This is a genomic window from Micromonospora sp. NPDC007230 (assembly GCF_042869115.1).
Lineage (GTDB): Bacteria > Actinomycetota > Actinomycetes > Mycobacteriales > Micromonosporaceae > Micromonospora.
The window spans coordinates 245513-262601 of the sequence record NZ_JBIAFE010000002.1 but is presented as its reverse complement, the minus strand read 5'-3'; the positions used below and the strand labels follow the sequence as shown (position 1 = coordinate 262601).

Below are 17089 nucleotides of genomic sequence, written 5' to 3'. Positions count from 1 at the left end.
CGCGAGCCGACCCGACGGTGCGGGCACCCCGCCCGCACCGTCGGGTCGCCGGCGCAGGGCGCCCTGGCCTGGCTGTGGGGGAGTGGGCGCGCAGCCCGCGCACGTTGGAGGCAGTTACCTTCCTGACACACCCTGTCCCTTCCCGACACCCGCCCCATAGGGTTCTGTAGCGAACTGATTACGGGGAGGCGTATGTCGATGGGTGCGATGCTGAAGCCGAGCCTGCTGCCGGACACTCACCACGCTGTCACCGGCCCAGACCGCCGGCCGGACCGGACCAGCTGGAAGGGTTTCCTCCGACTCGCCCGGCTCCGCTTCCTGCTCTACAACCTCCTGCCGGTGGGTCTCGCCGTGGCGGTCTCGGTGCACCAGGGCCACCCGCTCGACGTCACCTGGTACGCGGTCGCCCAGCTGTTCGCGTGGACCGTCCACGTGATGACCCACTATTGCAACGAGTACTTCGACCTCGAGGCCGACCGCGCGAACGTCTACTTCACGCCGTGGACGGGCGGCAGCCGGGCCCTGGTGGACGGGTCGGTCGCGCCCATGGTGTCGCTCGGCGCCGCGTTCGTACTGTTCAGCGTGGCCACCCTGATGGTGGCGGTCATGCCGTCCTGGCCGGCGCGCCTGCTCGCCACCGCGGCCGTGGTGCTGGCCTGGTTCTACACCGCACCGCCGGTGCGGCTGAACTATCGAGGCGCGGGCGAGCTGACGGTGGCCGCGATCCTCAACGGACTCTGGCCCGCGGTCGCCGTGGTGCTCCAGACCGGCACCGTGCCGATGCTGCTGGTGGCCGTGCTGGCACCCACGGCGATGCTGCAGGTGGCGCGGATGATGGTGATGAACCTGGGTGACCGCCGATCGGACGCCGCGGTCGGCAAGCGCACCCTGCCGGTCATCGTCGGCTACCAGCCGGCGGTGCGCCTGATCGTCACCGCGCAGCCGATCGCGTACGCGATGCTCACCGCCTTCGCGCTGCTCGGTTGGGTGCCGTGGCTGGTCTGGGCCGTCATGGCCGCCACCGCGCCACTGTCGGTCTGGCTCGTCCGGCAGCTGCGCCGTGGCGCGATGCGCGACCTCGACGCCAGGCGGATGACGCCGGTGGTCTTCTGGGCCTCCAACCACGTGTCCCTGATCGTCGCGGCAGCGATGCTCGGCGTGATCCTGGACGCGGCACGGCGGTCCGCCGACACCGGCGCACTGGCCGTGCTCGGCGCGGTCCTCGCCGGCTACGTCGCCCTGTTCGCCCACCGCCTGTGGTTGGCGCGCCGCGCGTCGGCCTGAGGTGGAAAAAGGGGTTCCGGTTACGACTGACCTCAGCGGCCCGGGACGGCGGCGGGCGAGTGCGGACTGACTTCAGCCGGCGAGCACACCCGGCCGTCCCGCATCGCCACGGTCCGGTCGGCCAGGTGCAGGTACTGCAGGTCGTGGGTCACCAGAACGGTAGCCACCTGTTGCTCGTGGGTGATGTCGCGCAGCAGCCGCACCACGACCGCGCCGCGATCGTGATCGAGCGCGGAGGTGGGTTCGTCGACCAGCAGCAGGGCGGGGGCGCCCATCAACGCGCGGGCGACCCCGACGCGCTGACGTTCCCCGCCGGACAACTGGTGCGGACGCTTGTGCGCCTTGCCGCCGAGACCTACCCGGTCGAGCAACGCGCGGGCGCGGGCCTCGGCCGAGCGCCGGGATCCGCCGGACAGGTGCGCGACGAGCAGGAGCTGGTCGAGGGCGGTGAGCGAGGCCAGCAGGTTGGCCTGCTGGAAGACGAAGCCGATGCGTTCGCGCCGGAGCCGGTCGCGGCCCTGCTGATCGAGGGAGGTGACGTCGGTGTCCTCGATCCGTACCGTGCCGGATTCCGGGCTGGTCAGCGCGCCGGCGACCGCCAGCAGGCTGGACTTGCCGGAGCCGGACGGCCCGGTCACCGCCACCAGGTCACCCGCGGCGATCCGCAGGTCGACCGCGTCGAGTGCGATCAGGCGGCGGTCCCCGTCGGGGTAGGTGAGGCGGACATCGGTCAGGGTGAGAGTCATCGGGCTGCCCCCAGGGCGGTGAGCGGGTCCACGGTGCTGACCCGGCGGACGGAGAAGGCGGCGCCGAGCGCGCCGACGGCGACCATCGCCGCGAGCGGGACGGCGATCGTGGTGGCGTCCAGGACGAACGGCACCACCCGGGCGGCCACCGCACCCAGGCCGGCGGCGGCGCCGGCACCGACGGCGGCACCCACCAGCAGGACGATTCCGGCCTGCGTGAGGGCGTCGCGCAGCAGGTAGCCGCGGCTGCCGCCGAGCGCGCGGACCACCGCCAGGTCGGTGCCGCGTTGCATGGTCCAGACGGTGAAGAAGGCGCCGACAACCAGGGCGGAGACCGCCAGCAGCAGGCCCCGCATCAGGTTGAGTGAGCCCTGCTCGGAGGCGTAGCCGCCGACCGCGGTGAACGCCTCGTCGCGGCTGACGGTCGTGACGCCGGCGGCGCCGGCGGCGTCGCCGCCGGTCGAGGCGACGGCGGTGATGCTGTCCGTCCGGGCCAGGTCCTGCCAGGTGCTGATCGGGGCGTACACGACGGGCAGATGGTTGAACGAGGTGGTGGCCACGACTGCGGCCACCGTGACCGGCTGCCCGGCGACGGCGACGAGGTCGCCGACCGACACCGACTGCGCATCGGCGAGATCGGCGGTGAGGGCCACCTCGGCGCCGCTCGGTGCCCGGCCCTGCCGTACTGCCGGGTACAACTCGGGAGCGCCGCCGATCAGGGTCACCGTCGTGGCCCCGCCGTCGGCTTGGAGGCGGGTGGTCGACACGCCGAGTGGCCATGCGGCGGTGACGCCGGGCTGCGCCGCCACGGTGGCTGCCGAGTCCGCCGGTAGGGTGCTGGTGGCGAAGGACACCTGTTGGCCGTCGGTCGGCTGCTGGAACGAGACGTGGTCGACGGGGAGTGCCGCCACCGCCGACACGCTGGCCGCCCCCAGTCCCGCGGTCAGCCCGGTCAGCAGAACCACCATCAGCGTCATCAACGCGATGACGGTGCCCAGGAGGGCGAAGCGGCCCCGGGCGAATCGAAGGTCACGTACTGCGATGAACATGCCACAAGCCTTCCCGCCAGCACCGGCGGTGCCATCGGACCGGGGCTGGGACGTGCGGAGACGAAAGAGGCATGGGTGAACCCATCAAAAGTTGGGGGTCGGGCCGGGCGTCGGCCGTTACCGTCGACTGGGCCATGGATCACCAGCAGCCGCGTGTCGCGGCGGTCACGCTGACCCTGCTCCGTCGGGCCGAGCACGTCCTGTTCGTCGCACTGCTGCTGGTTGGCGCCGTACGCGCGGCGGGGTTCGGCCGTCCACCGGTCGGCGTGCTGGTCACCGCGGTGGCGGTAGTGGCCCTGTGGTACCTGCTGGGCGTCGTACTCGCCCGGCGCGCTCGACGACCGGTGGTGGCCGGGCTGTGGTTCGCCGGGCTCACCGCCGGCTGGATCGGGCTGGCCGCGTTGTCGGTGGACTTCGTGTGGCTGGCGTTCGCCCTGTTCCTGCTGGCCATGCAGCTACTCCCGCGGGTGCTCGGCCCGTTGGTCGTCGCGGGGTTGGCGGCGGTGGCCGTCGCCGCGTTCTCGGCACATCAGGGCAGGCTGAGTCTTCCCGCGGTGCTCGGCCCGGTCATCGGCGCTGGTGTGGCCGTCGTGATCATGACCGTCTACCGGGATCTCCGACAGCAGAACGAGCTGACCGCGCGGCTGCTGGCCGACCTCACCGCCGCGCAGGGCCAGCTCGCCGCCGCACAGCGCCACGCCGGCATGCTCGCCGAGCGCGAACGGCTCGCCGGTGAGATCCACGACACCGTCGCCCAGAGCCTGTCCACGATCGTCCTGCTGGTGAAGTCGGCCGCCGGTCGCTGGCCGGACGCTCCGGCGGCCGCCCACCGCCAACTGGACGCCGCCGTCGAGGCCGCGCAGTCGGCGTTGGAGGACACGCGGCGCCTCCTCCGTGCCCTCACCCCCGCCCCGCTGGCCGGCCGCCCGCTCACCGAGGCCCTCGGCCACCTGGTCGACGACAGCCGCCGCCTCGGCCTCGACGCCCGGATCACCGTCGACGGCCTTCCCTACACACTGCCCACCCCGGTGGAGGTCGCCCTGCTCCGGGTCGGACAGGAGGCCACCGCCAACGTCCGCGCGCACGCCGCGGCCGACCGGGTGGACCTCACCCTGACCTTCCTGCCCGGGGCGGTCAGCCTCGACGTCGTCGACAACGGGCGGGGGTTCGACCCCAACCAGCCGTTCAGCCCCACGACCGGCACCGGTCTGGGCCTGGCCACCATGCGCCGCCGACTCGCCGCCGTCGGTGGCACGCTCGTCGTCGAATCCGCTCCCGGACAGGGCACCGCGATCAGCGCTGCCATCCCTACCGAAGGGGAACCGTCGTGACCCGCGCGCCCCGTCCTGCCGAACCGATCCGCGTCTTCATCGTCGACGATCACCCCATCGTCCGACGCGGGCTGCGGGCGGCGCTGGACGCCGATCCGGGCATCACGGTCGTCGGGGAGGCCGCCACCGGCGTCGACGCGATCGCGCAGGTCGAAGACAGCGCTCCTGACGTGGTCCTCATGGACCTGCACCTGGGGCCAGGCATCAACGGCGCGGAAGTCACCCGGCGGATCCTGGCCCACCCGCGACCTCCACGGGTGCTGGTCCTGACCACCTACGACAGTGACGCCGACATCCTGCCCGCCATCACCGCCGGCGCCACGGGATACCTGCTCAAGGACACCGAGCCTGACGACCTGCTGACCGCCATCCGCTCCGCCGCGGCGGGGGAGACCGTGCTCGCCCCCGCCATCGCCACCCGCCTGATCACCCGGGTACGCGCGCCCGGGCGGGCGCTGACCCCACGCGAGCTCGAGATCCTGCAGATGGTCGCCGAGGGCCACAGCAACCACGCCATCGCCCGGGCCACGTTCATCACCGAGGCCACCGTCAAGTCCCATCTCGTCCAGGTGTTCAGCAAGCTCAATGTCGACAACCGCACCGCCGCGGTCGCCGAAGGCCGCCGCCGCGGGCTCATTCCCTAGTCGGCACGTGGCCGGCTCCAGTTCCGCTTCAGTGGTGGCTGAGGTGGAGGGGCAGCGGCCCGTCCGCGGGGGCCCGCTCCCGCTGGGCCCGGGCGCGGGGGAGCGCCTCGGTGAGGAACTGGTCGTACGCGCCGGCGGGCACGGCCGGTTGAGGATGGAGGTCATGTCGGCACCGCCCGTGCGGGTGGTCAGCCGGGGCAGCTGCCGTCCGGGTCGACGACACGCATGATGCGGCGGCCGATGTCGCGCAGCTGTCGCTGCTGCGCCTTGGTGAGCGGGTCGAAGACGAGGGTGCGCACCGCGTTGACATGGCCGGGCGCGGTCTCGACGACCTTGGCCCAGCCCTGCTCGGTGAGGATCGCCAGGGTGTAGCGGCCGTCGGTGGGATCCGGGGTACGGCGTACCCAGCCGCGCTTTTCCAGCCGGCCGACCACCTGTGACAGGCGCGAGAGTGACCCTTCGGCCAGCACTGCCAGGTCGCTCATGCGCAGTGTGCGGTCGGGCGCCTCGGACAGCCCGGCCAGCACCTGGTACTCGAAGTGGCTGATCCCGGCATCTCGCTGCAACTGGGCGTCCAGCGCCGACGGCAGCTTGATCAGCACGCTGACCAGGGCGAGCCAGGTCTGCCTCTCCTCGGCGTCCAGCCAGCGCGGCTCCTGCGGCGTCTCCATGCCTCCAGCATAACTTCACGCCTGAAGTGATCCAGGCCACCCATCACTTGTAGCTTGAAGTGATCCGCTCTACGGTTCGCTCAACGCTTGAAGTCATGAGAGGTCCGGGAGGGCCGTGGTGAACACCGTTCTGTGGATCATCGCCAGTCTGCTGGCCGTCGCGTTCCTCGCCGCCGGGGCGATGAAGCTGGTCCAGCCGAAGGAGAAGCTGGCCGCCTCCGGCATGGGCTGGACGGAGAACGTCGGCGCCAGCACCATCAAACTCATCGGCGCGCTGGAAGTGCTCGCCGCGGTCGGGCTGATCCTGCCCGCCGCGCTCGACATCGCCCCCGTGCTGGTGCCGCTGGCCGCGCTGGGGCTTGTCCTCGTCATGCTCGGCGCGATCGTCGTGCACGCCCGCCGCAAGGAGTCCCAGGGCATCGTCGTCAACGTGGTGCTGCTGGTGCTGGCCGCCGTGGTGGCCTGGAGCCGGTTCGGCCCCTGGTCGTTCACCTCCTGACCGCGCCGGCCGGCTCAGCCCGCCGTTGGGTGCTGAGCCGGCACCGCCCGGTCGAGGGTGCCGGAGCGGGCGACGATCACCGCCGGTCGCGCCGGGACGGATCGGTACGCAGGTAGGTGAGGACCGCCAGCACCCGCCGGTTGGTGTCGTCGCTGGGCGGCAGGTCGAGCTTGGTCAGGATGTTCCCCACGTGCTTGCCGATCGCCGCCTCGGTGACGTGGAGCCTCGCCGCGATCGCCGCGTTGGAATGGCCCTCTGCGAGCCGCGCGAGCACCTCGCGTTCACGGGCGGACAGGGCGGCCAGCGGATCACGGGGGCGGTGCAGCAGCTGCCGGACGACGTCCGGGTCGATGGCCGTGCCGCCGTCCACGACTCGGCGCAGGGTGTCGGCGAACTCGGCGACGTCGGCCACCCGGTCCTTGAGCAGGTAGCCGACGTGCCGGCCGTCGCCGCTGTCGAGCAGCGCGGAGGCGTACTCGGTCTGCACGTACTGGCTCAGCACCACCACGGCCAGGTGCCGCCGCTCCGCACGGAGGGCGACGGCCGCCACCCGGGCGGCGCAGGTGCTGACGCTCGCCGGTGCGGGCGGATACGTCCTGGCCGGGGCGTATCCGGCGGACGTGCACGAGAACAACCACTTCCTGGCGGCCCTGCTGATCTTTCTACTGGGCAACGTCGGGATGCTGGTGGCGTCGCTGGCCCGGCGGTCGCCGGTCCTTGGCGCGATGCGCGAGGACAGTCTCGCGCTGGGCCTGACCGGCCTGGCCGGCACGGCCCTGTTCCTGGCCCAGGTCGACCTCGGCTTCGGCGTCGGCGGCATGGAACGGGTGGCCGTGTTCCCGCTGCTCGCCTGGACCGTCGCGCTCGCGGTGCGGCTCACGCGTACGCCGGTGGTACCTGACCGACTCCTATGCTGACCGGATGGACCTGGAGTTCAGCGGCGAGATGTGGTTCTGGCGGGGCCCCGCGCCGTTCCACTTCGTCACCGTCCCGGACGAGCAGTGCGGTGCGCTGGAAGCGGCCTCCGCAGCCGTGACCTACGGCTGGGGGATGATCCCGGTCGCGGCGCGCATCGGGAGCACCAGTTGGCGGACCTCGCTGTTCCCGAAGGACGGGCGGTACATCGTGCCGGTGAAGGCGTCGGTGCGGAAGGCCGAAGGGCTGGAGGTGGGCGAGGTGGTGACAGTCCGGCTCACCGTGGACGTGTGAACGGCGACGAGTGCGGGATGCTCGGCGCGCCCGCACTTCGCCGCCGTCGCGACTGCTCGACCGGTCAGCTCCACCGGCCCCGGTGCACGACCTCGTCGACCGGGCGACGCCGGTTGCGGAGGTCGCGGGGCGGCTCGTCGCTGTAGCCGATCGAGATCGCTCCGATCGGGGTGAACTGCGGCGGCACGCCGAACGCCGCACGGAACGCGTCGATCCGGTCCACCGGCATGCCGAAGAAACACGCGCCCAGTCCGGCGTCGACTGCGGTCAGCAGCATCAGCAGCGACGCCATCCCCGTGTCGATGTCCCAGTACGGGGCGGGCCACCAGGCGTCCGACCGGTCGACGAACCCCTTGTCGGGCTGGGCGTAGCGGTCCAGGTAGGCGTCCTTGTTCGAGTGGGGGACGATCAGCAGCGGGGATTCGACCCGCGCCGCGAACCAGTTCTCGGGCCCTTCCTCGGGCCGTACCGCGTCCCGGAACCGCGCGATGTCGGCCGGGTTGTCGAGCACCAGGAAGCCCCAGCCCTGGGAAAAACCTGCCGACGGCGCCCGCAGCCCGTTGTGGACGATGCGCTCGACGACGTCGGGGGGTACCGGTCGGTCGGGGTCGTAGTTGCGCACCATACGTCGCCGCCGGACAACATCCTGAAAATCCATGACCGCAACTTAGTTGCTCAGCCGGCCCGACGCGGCCCCGCTCCGTCCGGGCCGGCGGCTGCTTGGGTCGCGCCACCTCATGACCGAGGCGCTGGTGGCGCTGACCGGTCCGTGCGGGTTCAGCCTGCTCTCAGCATGGGCGTGGGAGTTTGCCGGCATGACCCTTGGCAAATCAGCGCAAATGCGACAGATGCTCAACAAGGTCCCCGAGGTCACCGTCTACTTCTGGATCATCAAGGTCCTCTCGACCACGGTGGGCGAGACGGCGGCGGACTTTCTCAACGTCAACCTTCACTTCGGCCTCACGGGCACCACGCTGGTCATGGCCGTCGCGCTGGCCGCGGTGCTCGTCTGGCAGTTCCGGGCCCGGCGGTACGTGGCGGGGATCTACTGGCTGGCGGTGGTGCTGGTCAGCATCGTCGGCACGCTGATCACGGACAATCTGACCGACAGCCTCGGCGTCCCGCTTGAGGTGAGCACGGCGGTGTTCGCCGTGGCCCTCGCCGTCACCTTCGCCATCTGGTACCGCAGTGAGGGCACTCTGTCGATCCACTCGATTGTCACCGCCCGCCGGGAGGGCTTCTACTGGGCGGCGATCCTGTTCACCTTCGCGTTCGGCACGGCGGCCGGCGATCTGTTGTCCGAGGGTTTCAACCTGGGCTACTGGCGCTCCGGATTGATCTTCGCCGCGCTGATCGCCGTGGTCGGGGCGGCGTACGCTGGGTCGTGGCTGAACCCGATCCTGGCGTTCTGGATCGCCTACGTGCTGACTCGCCCGCTCGGCGCGTCGCTCGGTGACTACCTCTCGCAGGGGCGTGACGAAGGTGGCCTCGGTGTCGGCCCGGTGATCACCAGCGGTCTGTTCCTGGCGACGATCGTTGTCCTGGTCGGCTATCTGGGCGTGACGAGGCGGGATGCGTCGCTACCGCTCGTCACACGCGACGAGAGGGATCTGGCAGCGCGGCGGTGACCGAGGCGCCGCTGCCCCACCATGCCCGGGGTCGGCGTCGCCCGGTGGTGCCGCCGGGCGGGAAGGCGACGTCGGCCCGAGGGGAGCTGCGGGTCTGGAGACAGGATGGGAGCGGAACTGGTGCGAGTGCTTGTCGTCGAGGACGAGACCGCTCTGGCGGAGGTGATCCGCGCGGGGCTGGTCGAGGAGGGGCTCGCCGTCGATGTGCAGCACACCGGCCCGGACGGGCTCTGGGCGGCCAGCGAGAACACCTACGACGTGGTCGTGCTCGACATCATGCTACCCGGTCTCAGCGGCTACGAGGTGTGCCGCCAGTTGCGGTCGCGCGGCGTGTGGACGCCGGTGCTGATGCTGACCGCCAAGGAGGGCGAGTACGACCAGGCCGACGCCCTCGATCTCGGCGCCGACGACTACCTGACCAAACCGTTCTCCTTCGTGGTGCTGGTGGCCCGGCTCCGCGCCGTGGTCCGCCGGGGTGCCCCCGCACGCCCGGTGGTGCTGGCCGCCGGTGACCTGACGCTGGATCCCGCGCGGCGGCTGGTCGCCCGGGCCGGGCAGCCGGTCCGGGTCACCGCCCGCGAGTTCGCGTTGCTGGAGTTCCTCATGCGCCATCGCGGGGACGTGGTGTCCAAGACCCAGATCATCGAGAACGTCTGGGACGCCCACTTCGACGGCGATCCCAACATCGTCGAGGTGTACATCGGCTACCTGCGCCGCAAGATCGACCAGCCGTTCGGCCGGTCGGCCATCCAGACCGAGCGGGGGATGGGGTACCGGTTGGCGGCCGATGGCGGCTGACGGAAAGCGCACTGTTCGCCTCTCCGTGTCTTCTCCGGCCGGCGGTGCCTACGCTGCGGAGATGGCGGGCAGGCGCAGGTCGTTCAACGACCTGGTCCGGTGGGTGCGCAGGCGCCTGGGGGTGCGCCTACGTTCGGCGTTGGCCGCCGCGGTGGTGGTGGCGTTGGCGTTTGCCGTCGGCGCGGCGGCCTTCGTCTACCTGGCCCGGATGGACCTGGTCGGCAACGTGGACGCCGCCGCCCGGCAGCGGGCGGCCGAGGTGGCCTCGGCGGTGGCCGGCGGCGACCAGGCGGCGATCGCCCAGACGTTGAAGCCCAGCCCGGGGGAGCAGACGCTGGTGCAGATCCTCGACCCCTCCGGTCGCGTTGAGGCCGCCTCGGCCGCGCTCGGCGGCGCCGCGCCGCTGTCCCCGCTGCGTCCCCGCCCCGGCGAGGTGCTGCGCGAGCAGCGGCTGCTGCCGTTCGCCGACGAGGATCCGTACCGGGTGGTCGCCGAAGGGGTCGCCGTCGGCTCCGGCACCACGACCGTGTTGGTGGCGCAGTCGCTGCGTCCGGTGAACGAGAGCACGGAGGCGGTCGCCGCCATCCTGATCGCCGGACTGCCACCGATGCTATGCTGCTCGTGGTCGGCGCGGCGGTGTTCCTGTTCGTCGGGCGGTCGCTGCACGCGGTCGAGGCGATCCGTCGCCGGGTCGCCGGCATCACCGCCCGTGACCTGCATGCCCGGGTCCCGGTACCGACCGCCCATGACGAAGTGGCGGCGCTCGCGGAGACGATGAACAGCATGCTCGACCGGCTGGACACGGCGGCGGCGAGCCAGCGGCGGTTCGTGGCCGACGCCAGCCACGAGCTGCGTAGCCCGCTGGCCACCCTGCAGGCCGGGCTGGACCGGCTGGCGCTGAGCCCGCGGACCGCCGCCACCGAGGAATTGGTCGGGCTGCTGCGCCTCGAGTCGGAGCGCCTCGGCCGCCTCGTGTCCGATCTCCTGCTGCTCGCGCGCATCGACGAGCTGGGCGCCACCGGGGGCCATGACGACGTCGATCTGGACGACCTGGCCTATACCGAGCGGAGCCGGATCGCCGCCCGTCGGCCCGATCTGACCGTCCGCGCCCACCTCGCTCCGGTACGGGTCAGCGGCGATGCGCACGACCTCAGCCGGGCGCTGCGAAACCTGACCGACAACGCCGCCCGGCACGCGCGCTCCCAGGTGGCGCTGCACGTTTCGGTACGGGACGGGTGGGGTTGCGTCGAGGTCGGCGACGACGGGCCGGGTGTCCCCGAAGACCAGTGGGAGCGCATCTTCGACCGGTTCGTCCGGTTGGACGACAGCCGGGCCCGCGCCGACGGCGGGAGCGGCCTCGGGCTGCCGATCACCCGGGAGATCGTCGCCGCGCACGGCGGCACCGTGCAGGTCGTGCCGGGACCGGGCCTGAGGGTCCGCATCCTCCTGCCGCTCAGCTGCGGCACCCGGTCGCACTGACCCTGCCTTCGTCCGTTTCAGGCTCCTCTCAGGTGCCGGCGGGCAGGCTGGCGGCAGCCGGCCGTACGGGGGAGCCGGGTCGACCAGGAAGCGTGGTACGGGGATGAACTACCACCTGTTCGAGCTGATCAACGCCGCAGCCGGGCGCAGCGACCCGATCGACGACATCTTCGAGTGGTCAGCGATGTGGCTGATCTTTGTCCTCGGCGTCGTGGCGGCGGTCCCCGTGCTGCGTAGCGTGCGGGCCCGACCAGCCGCCGTCGTGCGGGTCGCGGGGGCGCTCGCGGTGGCGTTCGTGGTCGGGCAGGTCGTCGCCGCCGTCAGCACCGAGGTGCGACCGTTCCAGACCCATTCGGTGCACCAGCTGATCCCGCACGCCGCGGGGCCGTCGCTGCCCAGCGACCACGCGACGGCCGCCTTCGCGGTGGCGTTCGCGGTGGGGGCGTTTCTGTCCCGGCAGTGGGGGGTAGCGCTGACGGTGTTGGCCACCATTATCGGATTCGCCCGTATCTGGGCGGGGGTGCACTATCCGGCGGACATTCTCGCCGGCGTGTTCATCGCTGCCGCCGCCGTCGCCGTCGTCCACGCCGGTGGGCGGGCGTACGACCGGTGGGCACAGCAGCGGAGCCCGCGCCCGACGGTCGGTCGGTAGCCCCACGTCCCCCGCTGTCCTGGAGGTGCCCGTGCCATCGCCCCAGCCGTTGCTCGCTGCGGGTCCAAGTGTCCTCAACCCGGAGTGGCTGATCTCCACCTTCGGACTGATCGGCATCCTGGCCATCGTGTTCGCCGAGTCCGGGCTGCTGATCGGGTTCTTCCTGCCGGGCGATTCGCTGCTGTTCACCGCCGGGCTGCTCGTCGCCGACGGCCGTTACCTGCACCAGCCGCTGTGGTTGCTATGCCTGCTGGTGGCCGTGGCCGCCATCGCCGGTGACCAGGTGGGTTACCTGTTCGGCAAGCGGGTCGGCCCGGCTCTGTTCCGCCGCCCCAACTCGCGACTGTTCAAGCAGGAGAACGTGCAGCGGGCCAACCAGTTCTTCGCCCGCTACGGTGCCCGATCGATCGTGCTGGCCCGGTTCGTGCCCATCGTGCGCACCTTCACCCCGATCATCGCCGGTGTCTCGCGCATGCACTACCGCACGTTCCTGATCTTCAACGTCATCGGCGGGACGCTGTGGGGTGTGGGCGTCACCGTCCTCGGCTACTTCCTCGGCCAGATCGCCTTCGTCAAGTCCAACATCGAGATCATCCTCATCGGCATCGTCGTGGTCTCGGTCCTGCCCATCGGCATCCAACTGCTGCGGTCCCGCCGCCGGGCCGCCCAGGTTGATCCTGCGGAGCCGGCGAGGGTCCCGAAGGCCTGATCAAGGCCAGGGTCGCACGCGCTGGTCCAGAACCCGGGCCGCCCACCTCCGGCGGTAACGGAGCCAGCCATTGATCCGTTCGCTAAACCGGTCTAGCATCTCCCAAACCGGTTTAGCGGCCGACTGCTCGCTCCGGACCTGGCGGCACGGGAGGGAGGCCGAGTTGGTGGCCCAACGTCGACCGACGATCACCGACGTCGCCCGTGCCGCAGGTGTCTCCAAGGGCGCGGTCTCCTTCGCCCTCAATGGCCGGCCCGGGGTGGCCGAGGAGACCCGCCAGCGCATCCTGGCGGTGGCGAAGGAGCTGGGCTGGACGCCGAGCCACCGCGCCCGGGCCCTGTCCACCTCCCGGGCGTTCGCGGTCGGCCTGGTGCTCGCCCGCCCGCCGGAGCTGCTCGGCGCCGACCCGTTCTTCCCCGCCTTCATCGCCGGCGTGGAACGCGTCCTCGCCGAGCGGAACCAGGCGCTGGTCCTCCAGGTCGTCACCAGCCAACGGGCGGAGGAGGACGGCTACCGGCGGCTGGCCGCCGACGGGCGGGTGGACGGGGTGTTCCTGCTGGACCTGCGGATCGCCGATCCACGGATCGCCCTGCTGAAGGAGCTGCGGCTGCCCGCCGTCACCCTCGGCCGTCCCGACGTGGCCAGCCCGTTCCCGGCGGTGCTCGTCGACGACCGGCCGGGGATCGCGGCCGCCGTACGGCATCTGGTCGAGTTGGGGCACCGGCACGTCGCCCACGTCGCCGGTCCCGAACACTTCCTGCACGGTTCCGCACGGCGGGACGCCTGGGAGGACGCGCTCCGGGACGCCGGGTTGCCCCCCGGTCCCTGTGTGCCCTCCGACTTCTCGGCGGCCGGTGGGGCCCGGGCCACCCACCACCTGCTCGACCTGACCGACCCGCCGACCGCGATCATCTACGCCAACGACGTGATGGCGATGGCCGGCATGGCCGTGGCCCGGGAACGCGGACTCGACGTCCCCGGCCAGCTCTCCGTCACCGGCTTCGACGACACGGAACTGGCCGCCCACATCAGCCCGGCCCTGACCAGTGTCCGGACCGATCCGTCCGGCTGGGGCGGCGTCGCCGCCCGTACCTTGCTCGATCTCATCGACGGCACCGGCGGCCCGGACGTCGAGATGCCTCCCGCGCAGCTCGTCGTCCGCGCCTCCACCGCTCCACCACCACCCACACCACACCAAGCGCCGTGACCACGCCGCCCGGGCATCGCCTCGGCCTGGTCAGCCCCGCGTCACGGCAGTCGAGATCGGAGACCGATATGAGACGTACCGTCCCCGCCGCATTCCTCGTCCTCTCCCTCGGCCTCACCGCGGCCTGCGGTGACGGCGGCTCCGGCACCAAGGCCGACTCCTCGGCCAAGGGGCCCATCACCATCTGGCTGTCGAACAACAAGGAGGAGCTGGCCTGGGGCACGGCCATGGTCGAGGCGTGGAACGGCCAGCACGCCGACCAGAAGATCACCGCTCAGGAGATCCCCGCCGGCAAGTCCTCCGAGGAGGTCATCGGCGCCGCGATCACCGCCGGCAACGCGCCGTGCCTGATCTTCAACACCGCCCCGGCCGCCGTGCCGCAGTTCCAGAAGCAGGGCGGGCTCGTGGCGCTCGACAGCTTCGACGGTGCCGCCGACTACATCAAGCAGCGCACGGGTGCCGCCGCCGACCAGTACAAGTCCGCCGACGGCAAGTTCTACCAGATGCCCTGGAAGTCCAACCCCGTGATGATCTTCTACAACAAGGAGATCCTCGCGAAGGCCGGCGTCGACCAGGACAACCCGCCGCTCGCCACGTACGACGACTTCCTCGCCACCGCCCGTAAGATCAAGTCGTCCGGCGCCGCGCCGGCCGCGATCTACCCGGCCCCGAGCAGCGAGTTCTTCCAGTCGTGGTTCGACTACTACCCGCTGTTCGCCGCGGAGACCGGCGGCAAGCAGCTGGTCGAGAACGGCAAGGCCCAGTTCGACTCGCCCGAAGGGCTGCGGGTCGCGGAGTTCTGGAAGAAGCTCTACGACGAGGGTCTCGCGCCGAAGGAGAAGTACAACGGCGACTCGTTCGCCGACGGCAAGGCCGCGATGGCCATCGTCGGCCCGTGGGCGATCGCGGTGTACGGCGAGAAGGTGAAGTGGGGGGCGGCCCCGGTGCCGACCTCCACCGGCAAGCCCGCGGCCGAGGTCAAGACCTTCAGCGACGCCAAGAACGTCGCCATGTACTCGGCGTGCAAGAACCGCGCCACCGCGTGGGAGGTGCTGAAGTTCGCCACCAGCAAGGAGCAGGACGGCGCCCTGCTGGAGGCCACCGGTCAGATGCCGCTGCGGGCTGACCTGCCGTCGACCTACCCGGACTACTTCACGAAGAACCCGGCCTACAAGAGCTTCGCCGAGCAGGCCGGGCGCACCGTCGAGGTGCCGAACGTGGCCAACTCCATCACGATCTGGCAGACCTTCCGCGACGCGTACTCCGAGTCGGTCATCTTCGGCAAGCGGCCGCTGCCGGATGCGTTCTCCGAGGCCGCGAAGAAGGCCACCGGGCTGGCCGGGCAGTCCTGATGTCCGGGCCGCTCAGTCGGGATGTCTCCCGGCGCGGCCCGCGGCGCTGGGTGGCGGCCGTTCTCGGTCGCCACCCGGTCGGCGCGGTTCTCGTCGCGCCGTATGCGGTGTTCCTCGCGCTGGTGTTCGCCTACCCGTTCGGGTTCGCGGTGTGGATCAGCTTCCACGACTACTTCTTCACCGCACCGGGCGTGCCGGTCGACCGCCCGTTCGTCGGGCTGGCGAACTACACCGCCGTCCTCGGTGATCCGGCCGTCCGGCAGGCGTTCGGGAACATCATCGTGTTCCTCCTGATCAACGTGCCGCTCACCACCGTCCTGGCGCTGCTGCTGGCGAACGCGCTCAACGGCGCCATCCGCGGACGCACCTTCCTCCGGGTGGCCTACTACGTGCCGTACGTGACCGCGAGCGTCGCGGTGGTGGGCGTGTGGCTGTTCCTGTTCAACTCTGGCGGCCTGGTCAACAAGCTCCTCGGTCCACTGGCGCCGGACCCGTCCTGGCTGGTCAGCGAGCACCTGGCGATGCCGACCGTCGCCGTCTACGTCGCCTGGAAGCAGCTCGGCTTCTTCATCCTGCTCTACCTGGCCGCGTTGCAGAACGTGCCGAACGAACTGTACGAATCAGCGGCGGTGGACGGGGCCAGCCGATGGCAGCGGTTCCGTTCGGTGACCGTGCCCGCGGTCCGCCCCGCCACCACGCTCGTCGTGATCGTTGCGACCATCACCGGCGCGAACCTGTTCACCGAGCCGTACCTGCTGACCGGCGGCGGCGGGCCGAACGGCGCGTCCGCGTCGCCGGTGCTGCTGATGTACCAGCGTGGCATCGAGCAGGCGCAGCCGGATGTCGCGGCTGCCATCGGCGTGCTGCTCGTGATCGGGGTCGTCGTCGTCTCGCTGATCAACCGGCGGATCCTGGAGAGGCCCTGATGACACGCGTCGTGCCAGACATCGCGCCGCGTCCCGTCGAGAGGCGTGGCAAACCCCCGGCGGGCGGACGGGGTTCCGGCCGCGGCTGGACCGTGCTGCGGTCGATCCTGCTCGCCGTCGGCGCGGTGGCGTTCCTCTTCCCCTTCTACTACATGCTCATCGGTTCGCTGCAGGCCGAGCCGGACACCTCACCGGCCGGCGCCCTTCCGTCGGCGAATCTCACCCTCGGCAACTACCGCGACATCAACGAGCGGATCGACCTGCTCCGGTCGCTGGTCAACTCCGGCATCTTCACCGGCGGCGTCATCCTCGCCACGGTGGTCTTCGGCGTACTTGCCGGCTACGCCCTGGCCCGGCTCAGCTTCCGCGGACGAGGGGCGCTGTTCGGCCTGGTGCTGCTGGTCCAGGTGGTGCCCTTCCAACTGCTGCTGATCCCGCTCTACGTGCTCATCGTGCGCAGCTACGGCCTGGCCGACTCGTATCTCGGCATGATCCTGCCGTACGCCATCAACACCACGGCGGTCTTCGTCTTCCGGCAGTTCTTCCTGCAGCTGCCGGACGACCTGTTCGCCGCCGCCCGGACCGATGGCGCGGGTGAGGTCCGCATCTTGTGGTCGATCGCCCTGCCGCTGGTACGCCCGGCACTGCTGACCGCCGTGCTCCTGACGTTCATCGGGCCGTGGAACGAGTTCCTCTGGCCGTTCCTGATCACCAAGCAGGCCGACATGCAACCGCTGGCCGTGTCGCTCGCCAACTACATGACCAACGTCGCCGCGCGGACCGCCAACCCGTACGGGGCGATCCTGGCCGGCGCCTGCGTCCTAGCCGCCCCGGCGGTGGCGCTGTTCGTCGCCTTCCAACGGCACTTCACCTCGACCAACATCGGATCTGGCGTAAAGGGTTGA

Annotated in this window: 20 protein-coding genes and 1 pseudogene; 16 read left to right on the top strand and 5 right to left on the bottom strand. The window is 71.1% G+C overall.

Features of this window, described 5'->3' with window-relative positions; all coding sequences use genetic code 11:
- Nucleotides 1-198: 198 nt before the first annotated feature.
- Nucleotides 199-1284 (top strand): prenyltransferase, encoded by a 1086-nt coding sequence (locus ACFYML_RS04240; protein ID WP_387419222.1) that lies wholly within the window; start codon nt 199-201, stop codon nt 1282-1284.
- Between the two features lie 32 nt (nt 1285-1316).
- Here ACFYML_RS04240 and ACFYML_RS04235 read toward each other — a convergent pair whose 3' ends face one another.
- Together ACFYML_RS04235 and ACFYML_RS04230 are read right to left on the bottom strand one after the other, a co-directional pair.
- On the bottom strand, nt 1317-2030 hold the full coding sequence (locus tag ACFYML_RS04235; RefSeq protein ID WP_387419221.1) for an ABC transporter ATP-binding protein: 714 nt from the start codon (nt 2028-2030) through the stop codon (nt 1317-1319).
- Nucleotides 2027-3079: an FtsX-like permease family protein gene (locus tag ACFYML_RS04230; RefSeq protein WP_387419220.1), complete on the bottom strand. Its 1053-nt coding sequence runs from the start codon at nt 3077-3079 to the stop codon at nt 2027-2029. The genes ACFYML_RS04235 and ACFYML_RS04230 overlap by 4 nt, the downstream gene beginning before the upstream one ends.
- 134 nt (nt 3080-3213) lie before the next feature.
- Between ACFYML_RS04230 and ACFYML_RS04225 the strand changes: the two genes are divergently transcribed.
- Both ACFYML_RS04225 and ACFYML_RS04220 read left to right on the top strand, forming a co-directional pair.
- Complete coding sequence (locus ACFYML_RS04225) at nt 3214-4410, top strand: sensor histidine kinase (protein WP_387419218.1); 1197 nt, start codon at nt 3214-3216, stop codon at nt 4408-4410.
- Nucleotides 4407-5054 carry a response regulator gene (locus ACFYML_RS04220; protein WP_387419217.1) on the top strand — a complete coding sequence of 216 codons (648 nt, stop codon included), beginning with the start codon at nt 4407-4409 and terminating at the stop codon, nt 5052-5054. The genes ACFYML_RS04225 and ACFYML_RS04220 overlap by 4 nt, the downstream gene beginning before the upstream one ends.
- Before the next feature lie 188 nt (nt 5055-5242).
- On the opposite strand, the gene ACFYML_RS04215 is transcribed toward ACFYML_RS04220, so the two are convergent.
- Entirely contained in the window at nt 5243-5725 is a 483-nt protein-coding gene (locus ACFYML_RS04215; RefSeq protein WP_387419216.1) for a MarR family winged helix-turn-helix transcriptional regulator, read from the bottom strand.
- Nucleotides 5726-5843: 118 nt separating this feature from the next.
- Between ACFYML_RS04215 and ACFYML_RS04210 the strand changes: the two genes are divergently transcribed.
- Nucleotides 5844-6224 (top strand): DoxX family protein, encoded by a 381-nt coding sequence (locus ACFYML_RS04210; protein WP_387419214.1) that lies wholly within the window; start codon nt 5844-5846, stop codon nt 6222-6224.
- A gap of 76 nt (nt 6225-6300) precedes the next feature.
- Here ACFYML_RS04210 and ACFYML_RS04205 read toward each other — a convergent pair.
- Nucleotides 6301-6771: pseudogene (locus ACFYML_RS04205) on the bottom strand (LuxR C-terminal-related transcriptional regulator); the annotation flags it as partial.
- Between the two features lie 16 nt (nt 6772-6787).
- Here ACFYML_RS04205 and ACFYML_RS04200 point away from each other — a divergent pair.
- Both ACFYML_RS04200 and ACFYML_RS04195 read left to right on the top strand, forming a co-directional pair.
- Nucleotides 6788-7141 (top strand): DUF998 domain-containing protein, encoded by a 354-nt coding sequence (locus ACFYML_RS04200; RefSeq protein ID WP_387419213.1) that lies wholly within the window; start codon nt 6788-6790, stop codon nt 7139-7141.
- A gap of 4 nt (nt 7142-7145) precedes the next feature.
- Complete coding sequence (locus tag ACFYML_RS04195; protein WP_387419212.1) at nt 7146-7433, top strand: DUF1905 domain-containing protein; 288 nt, start codon at nt 7146-7148, stop codon at nt 7431-7433.
- 64 nt (nt 7434-7497) lie between these two features.
- On the opposite strand, the gene ACFYML_RS04190 is transcribed toward ACFYML_RS04195, so the two are convergent.
- On the bottom strand, nt 7498-8091 hold the full coding sequence (locus ACFYML_RS04190; protein ID WP_387419211.1) for a nitroreductase family protein: 594 nt from the start codon (nt 8089-8091) through the stop codon (nt 7498-7500).
- Between the two features lie 79 nt (nt 8092-8170).
- Between ACFYML_RS04190 and ACFYML_RS04185 the strand changes: the two genes are divergently transcribed.
- From ACFYML_RS04185 to ACFYML_RS04140, 10 genes are all read left to right on the top strand, one after another.
- Nucleotides 8171-9061: a hypothetical protein gene (locus tag ACFYML_RS04185; RefSeq protein ID WP_387419210.1), complete on the top strand. Its 891-nt coding sequence runs from the start codon at nt 8171-8173 to the stop codon at nt 9059-9061.
- Between the two features lie 120 nt (nt 9062-9181).
- Nucleotides 9182-9859, top strand: a complete 678-nt coding sequence (locus tag ACFYML_RS04180) for a response regulator transcription factor (protein WP_387419402.1) — start codon at nt 9182-9184, stop codon at nt 9857-9859.
- Nucleotides 9860-9920: 61 nt separating this feature from the next.
- Nucleotides 9921-10637, top strand: a complete 717-nt coding sequence (locus ACFYML_RS04175; RefSeq protein WP_387419209.1) for a hypothetical protein — start codon at nt 9921-9923, stop codon at nt 10635-10637.
- On the top strand, nt 10520-11338 hold the full coding sequence (locus tag ACFYML_RS04170; RefSeq protein WP_387419401.1) for a sensor histidine kinase: 819 nt from the start codon (nt 10520-10522) through the stop codon (nt 11336-11338). The genes ACFYML_RS04175 and ACFYML_RS04170 overlap by 118 nt, the downstream gene beginning before the upstream one ends.
- A 103-nt stretch (nt 11339-11441) precedes the next feature.
- Nucleotides 11442-11990, top strand: coding sequence for a phosphatase PAP2 family protein (locus tag ACFYML_RS04165; RefSeq protein WP_387419208.1), 549 nt, complete (start codon nt 11442-11444; stop codon nt 11988-11990).
- A gap of 31 nt (nt 11991-12021) precedes the next feature.
- On the top strand, nt 12022-12699 hold the full coding sequence (locus ACFYML_RS04160) for a DedA family protein (protein WP_387419207.1): 678 nt from the start codon (nt 12022-12024) through the stop codon (nt 12697-12699).
- A gap of 166 nt (nt 12700-12865) precedes the next feature.
- Nucleotides 12866-13906, top strand: coding sequence for a LacI family DNA-binding transcriptional regulator (locus ACFYML_RS04155; RefSeq protein WP_357435379.1), 1041 nt, complete (start codon nt 12866-12868; stop codon nt 13904-13906).
- 68 nt (nt 13907-13974) lie between these two features.
- Nucleotides 13975-15258: an extracellular solute-binding protein gene (locus ACFYML_RS04150; protein ID WP_387419206.1), complete on the top strand. Its 1284-nt coding sequence runs from the start codon at nt 13975-13977 to the stop codon at nt 15256-15258.
- Entirely contained in the window at nt 15258-16184 is a 927-nt protein-coding gene (locus tag ACFYML_RS04145; RefSeq protein ID WP_387419205.1) for a carbohydrate ABC transporter permease, read from the top strand. Before ACFYML_RS04150 ends, ACFYML_RS04145 begins: the two co-directional genes overlap by 1 nt.
- Before the next feature lie 92 nt (nt 16185-16276).
- On the top strand, nt 16277-17089 hold the full coding sequence (locus ACFYML_RS04140; protein ID WP_387419204.1) for a carbohydrate ABC transporter permease: 813 nt from the start codon (nt 16277-16279) through the stop codon (nt 17087-17089).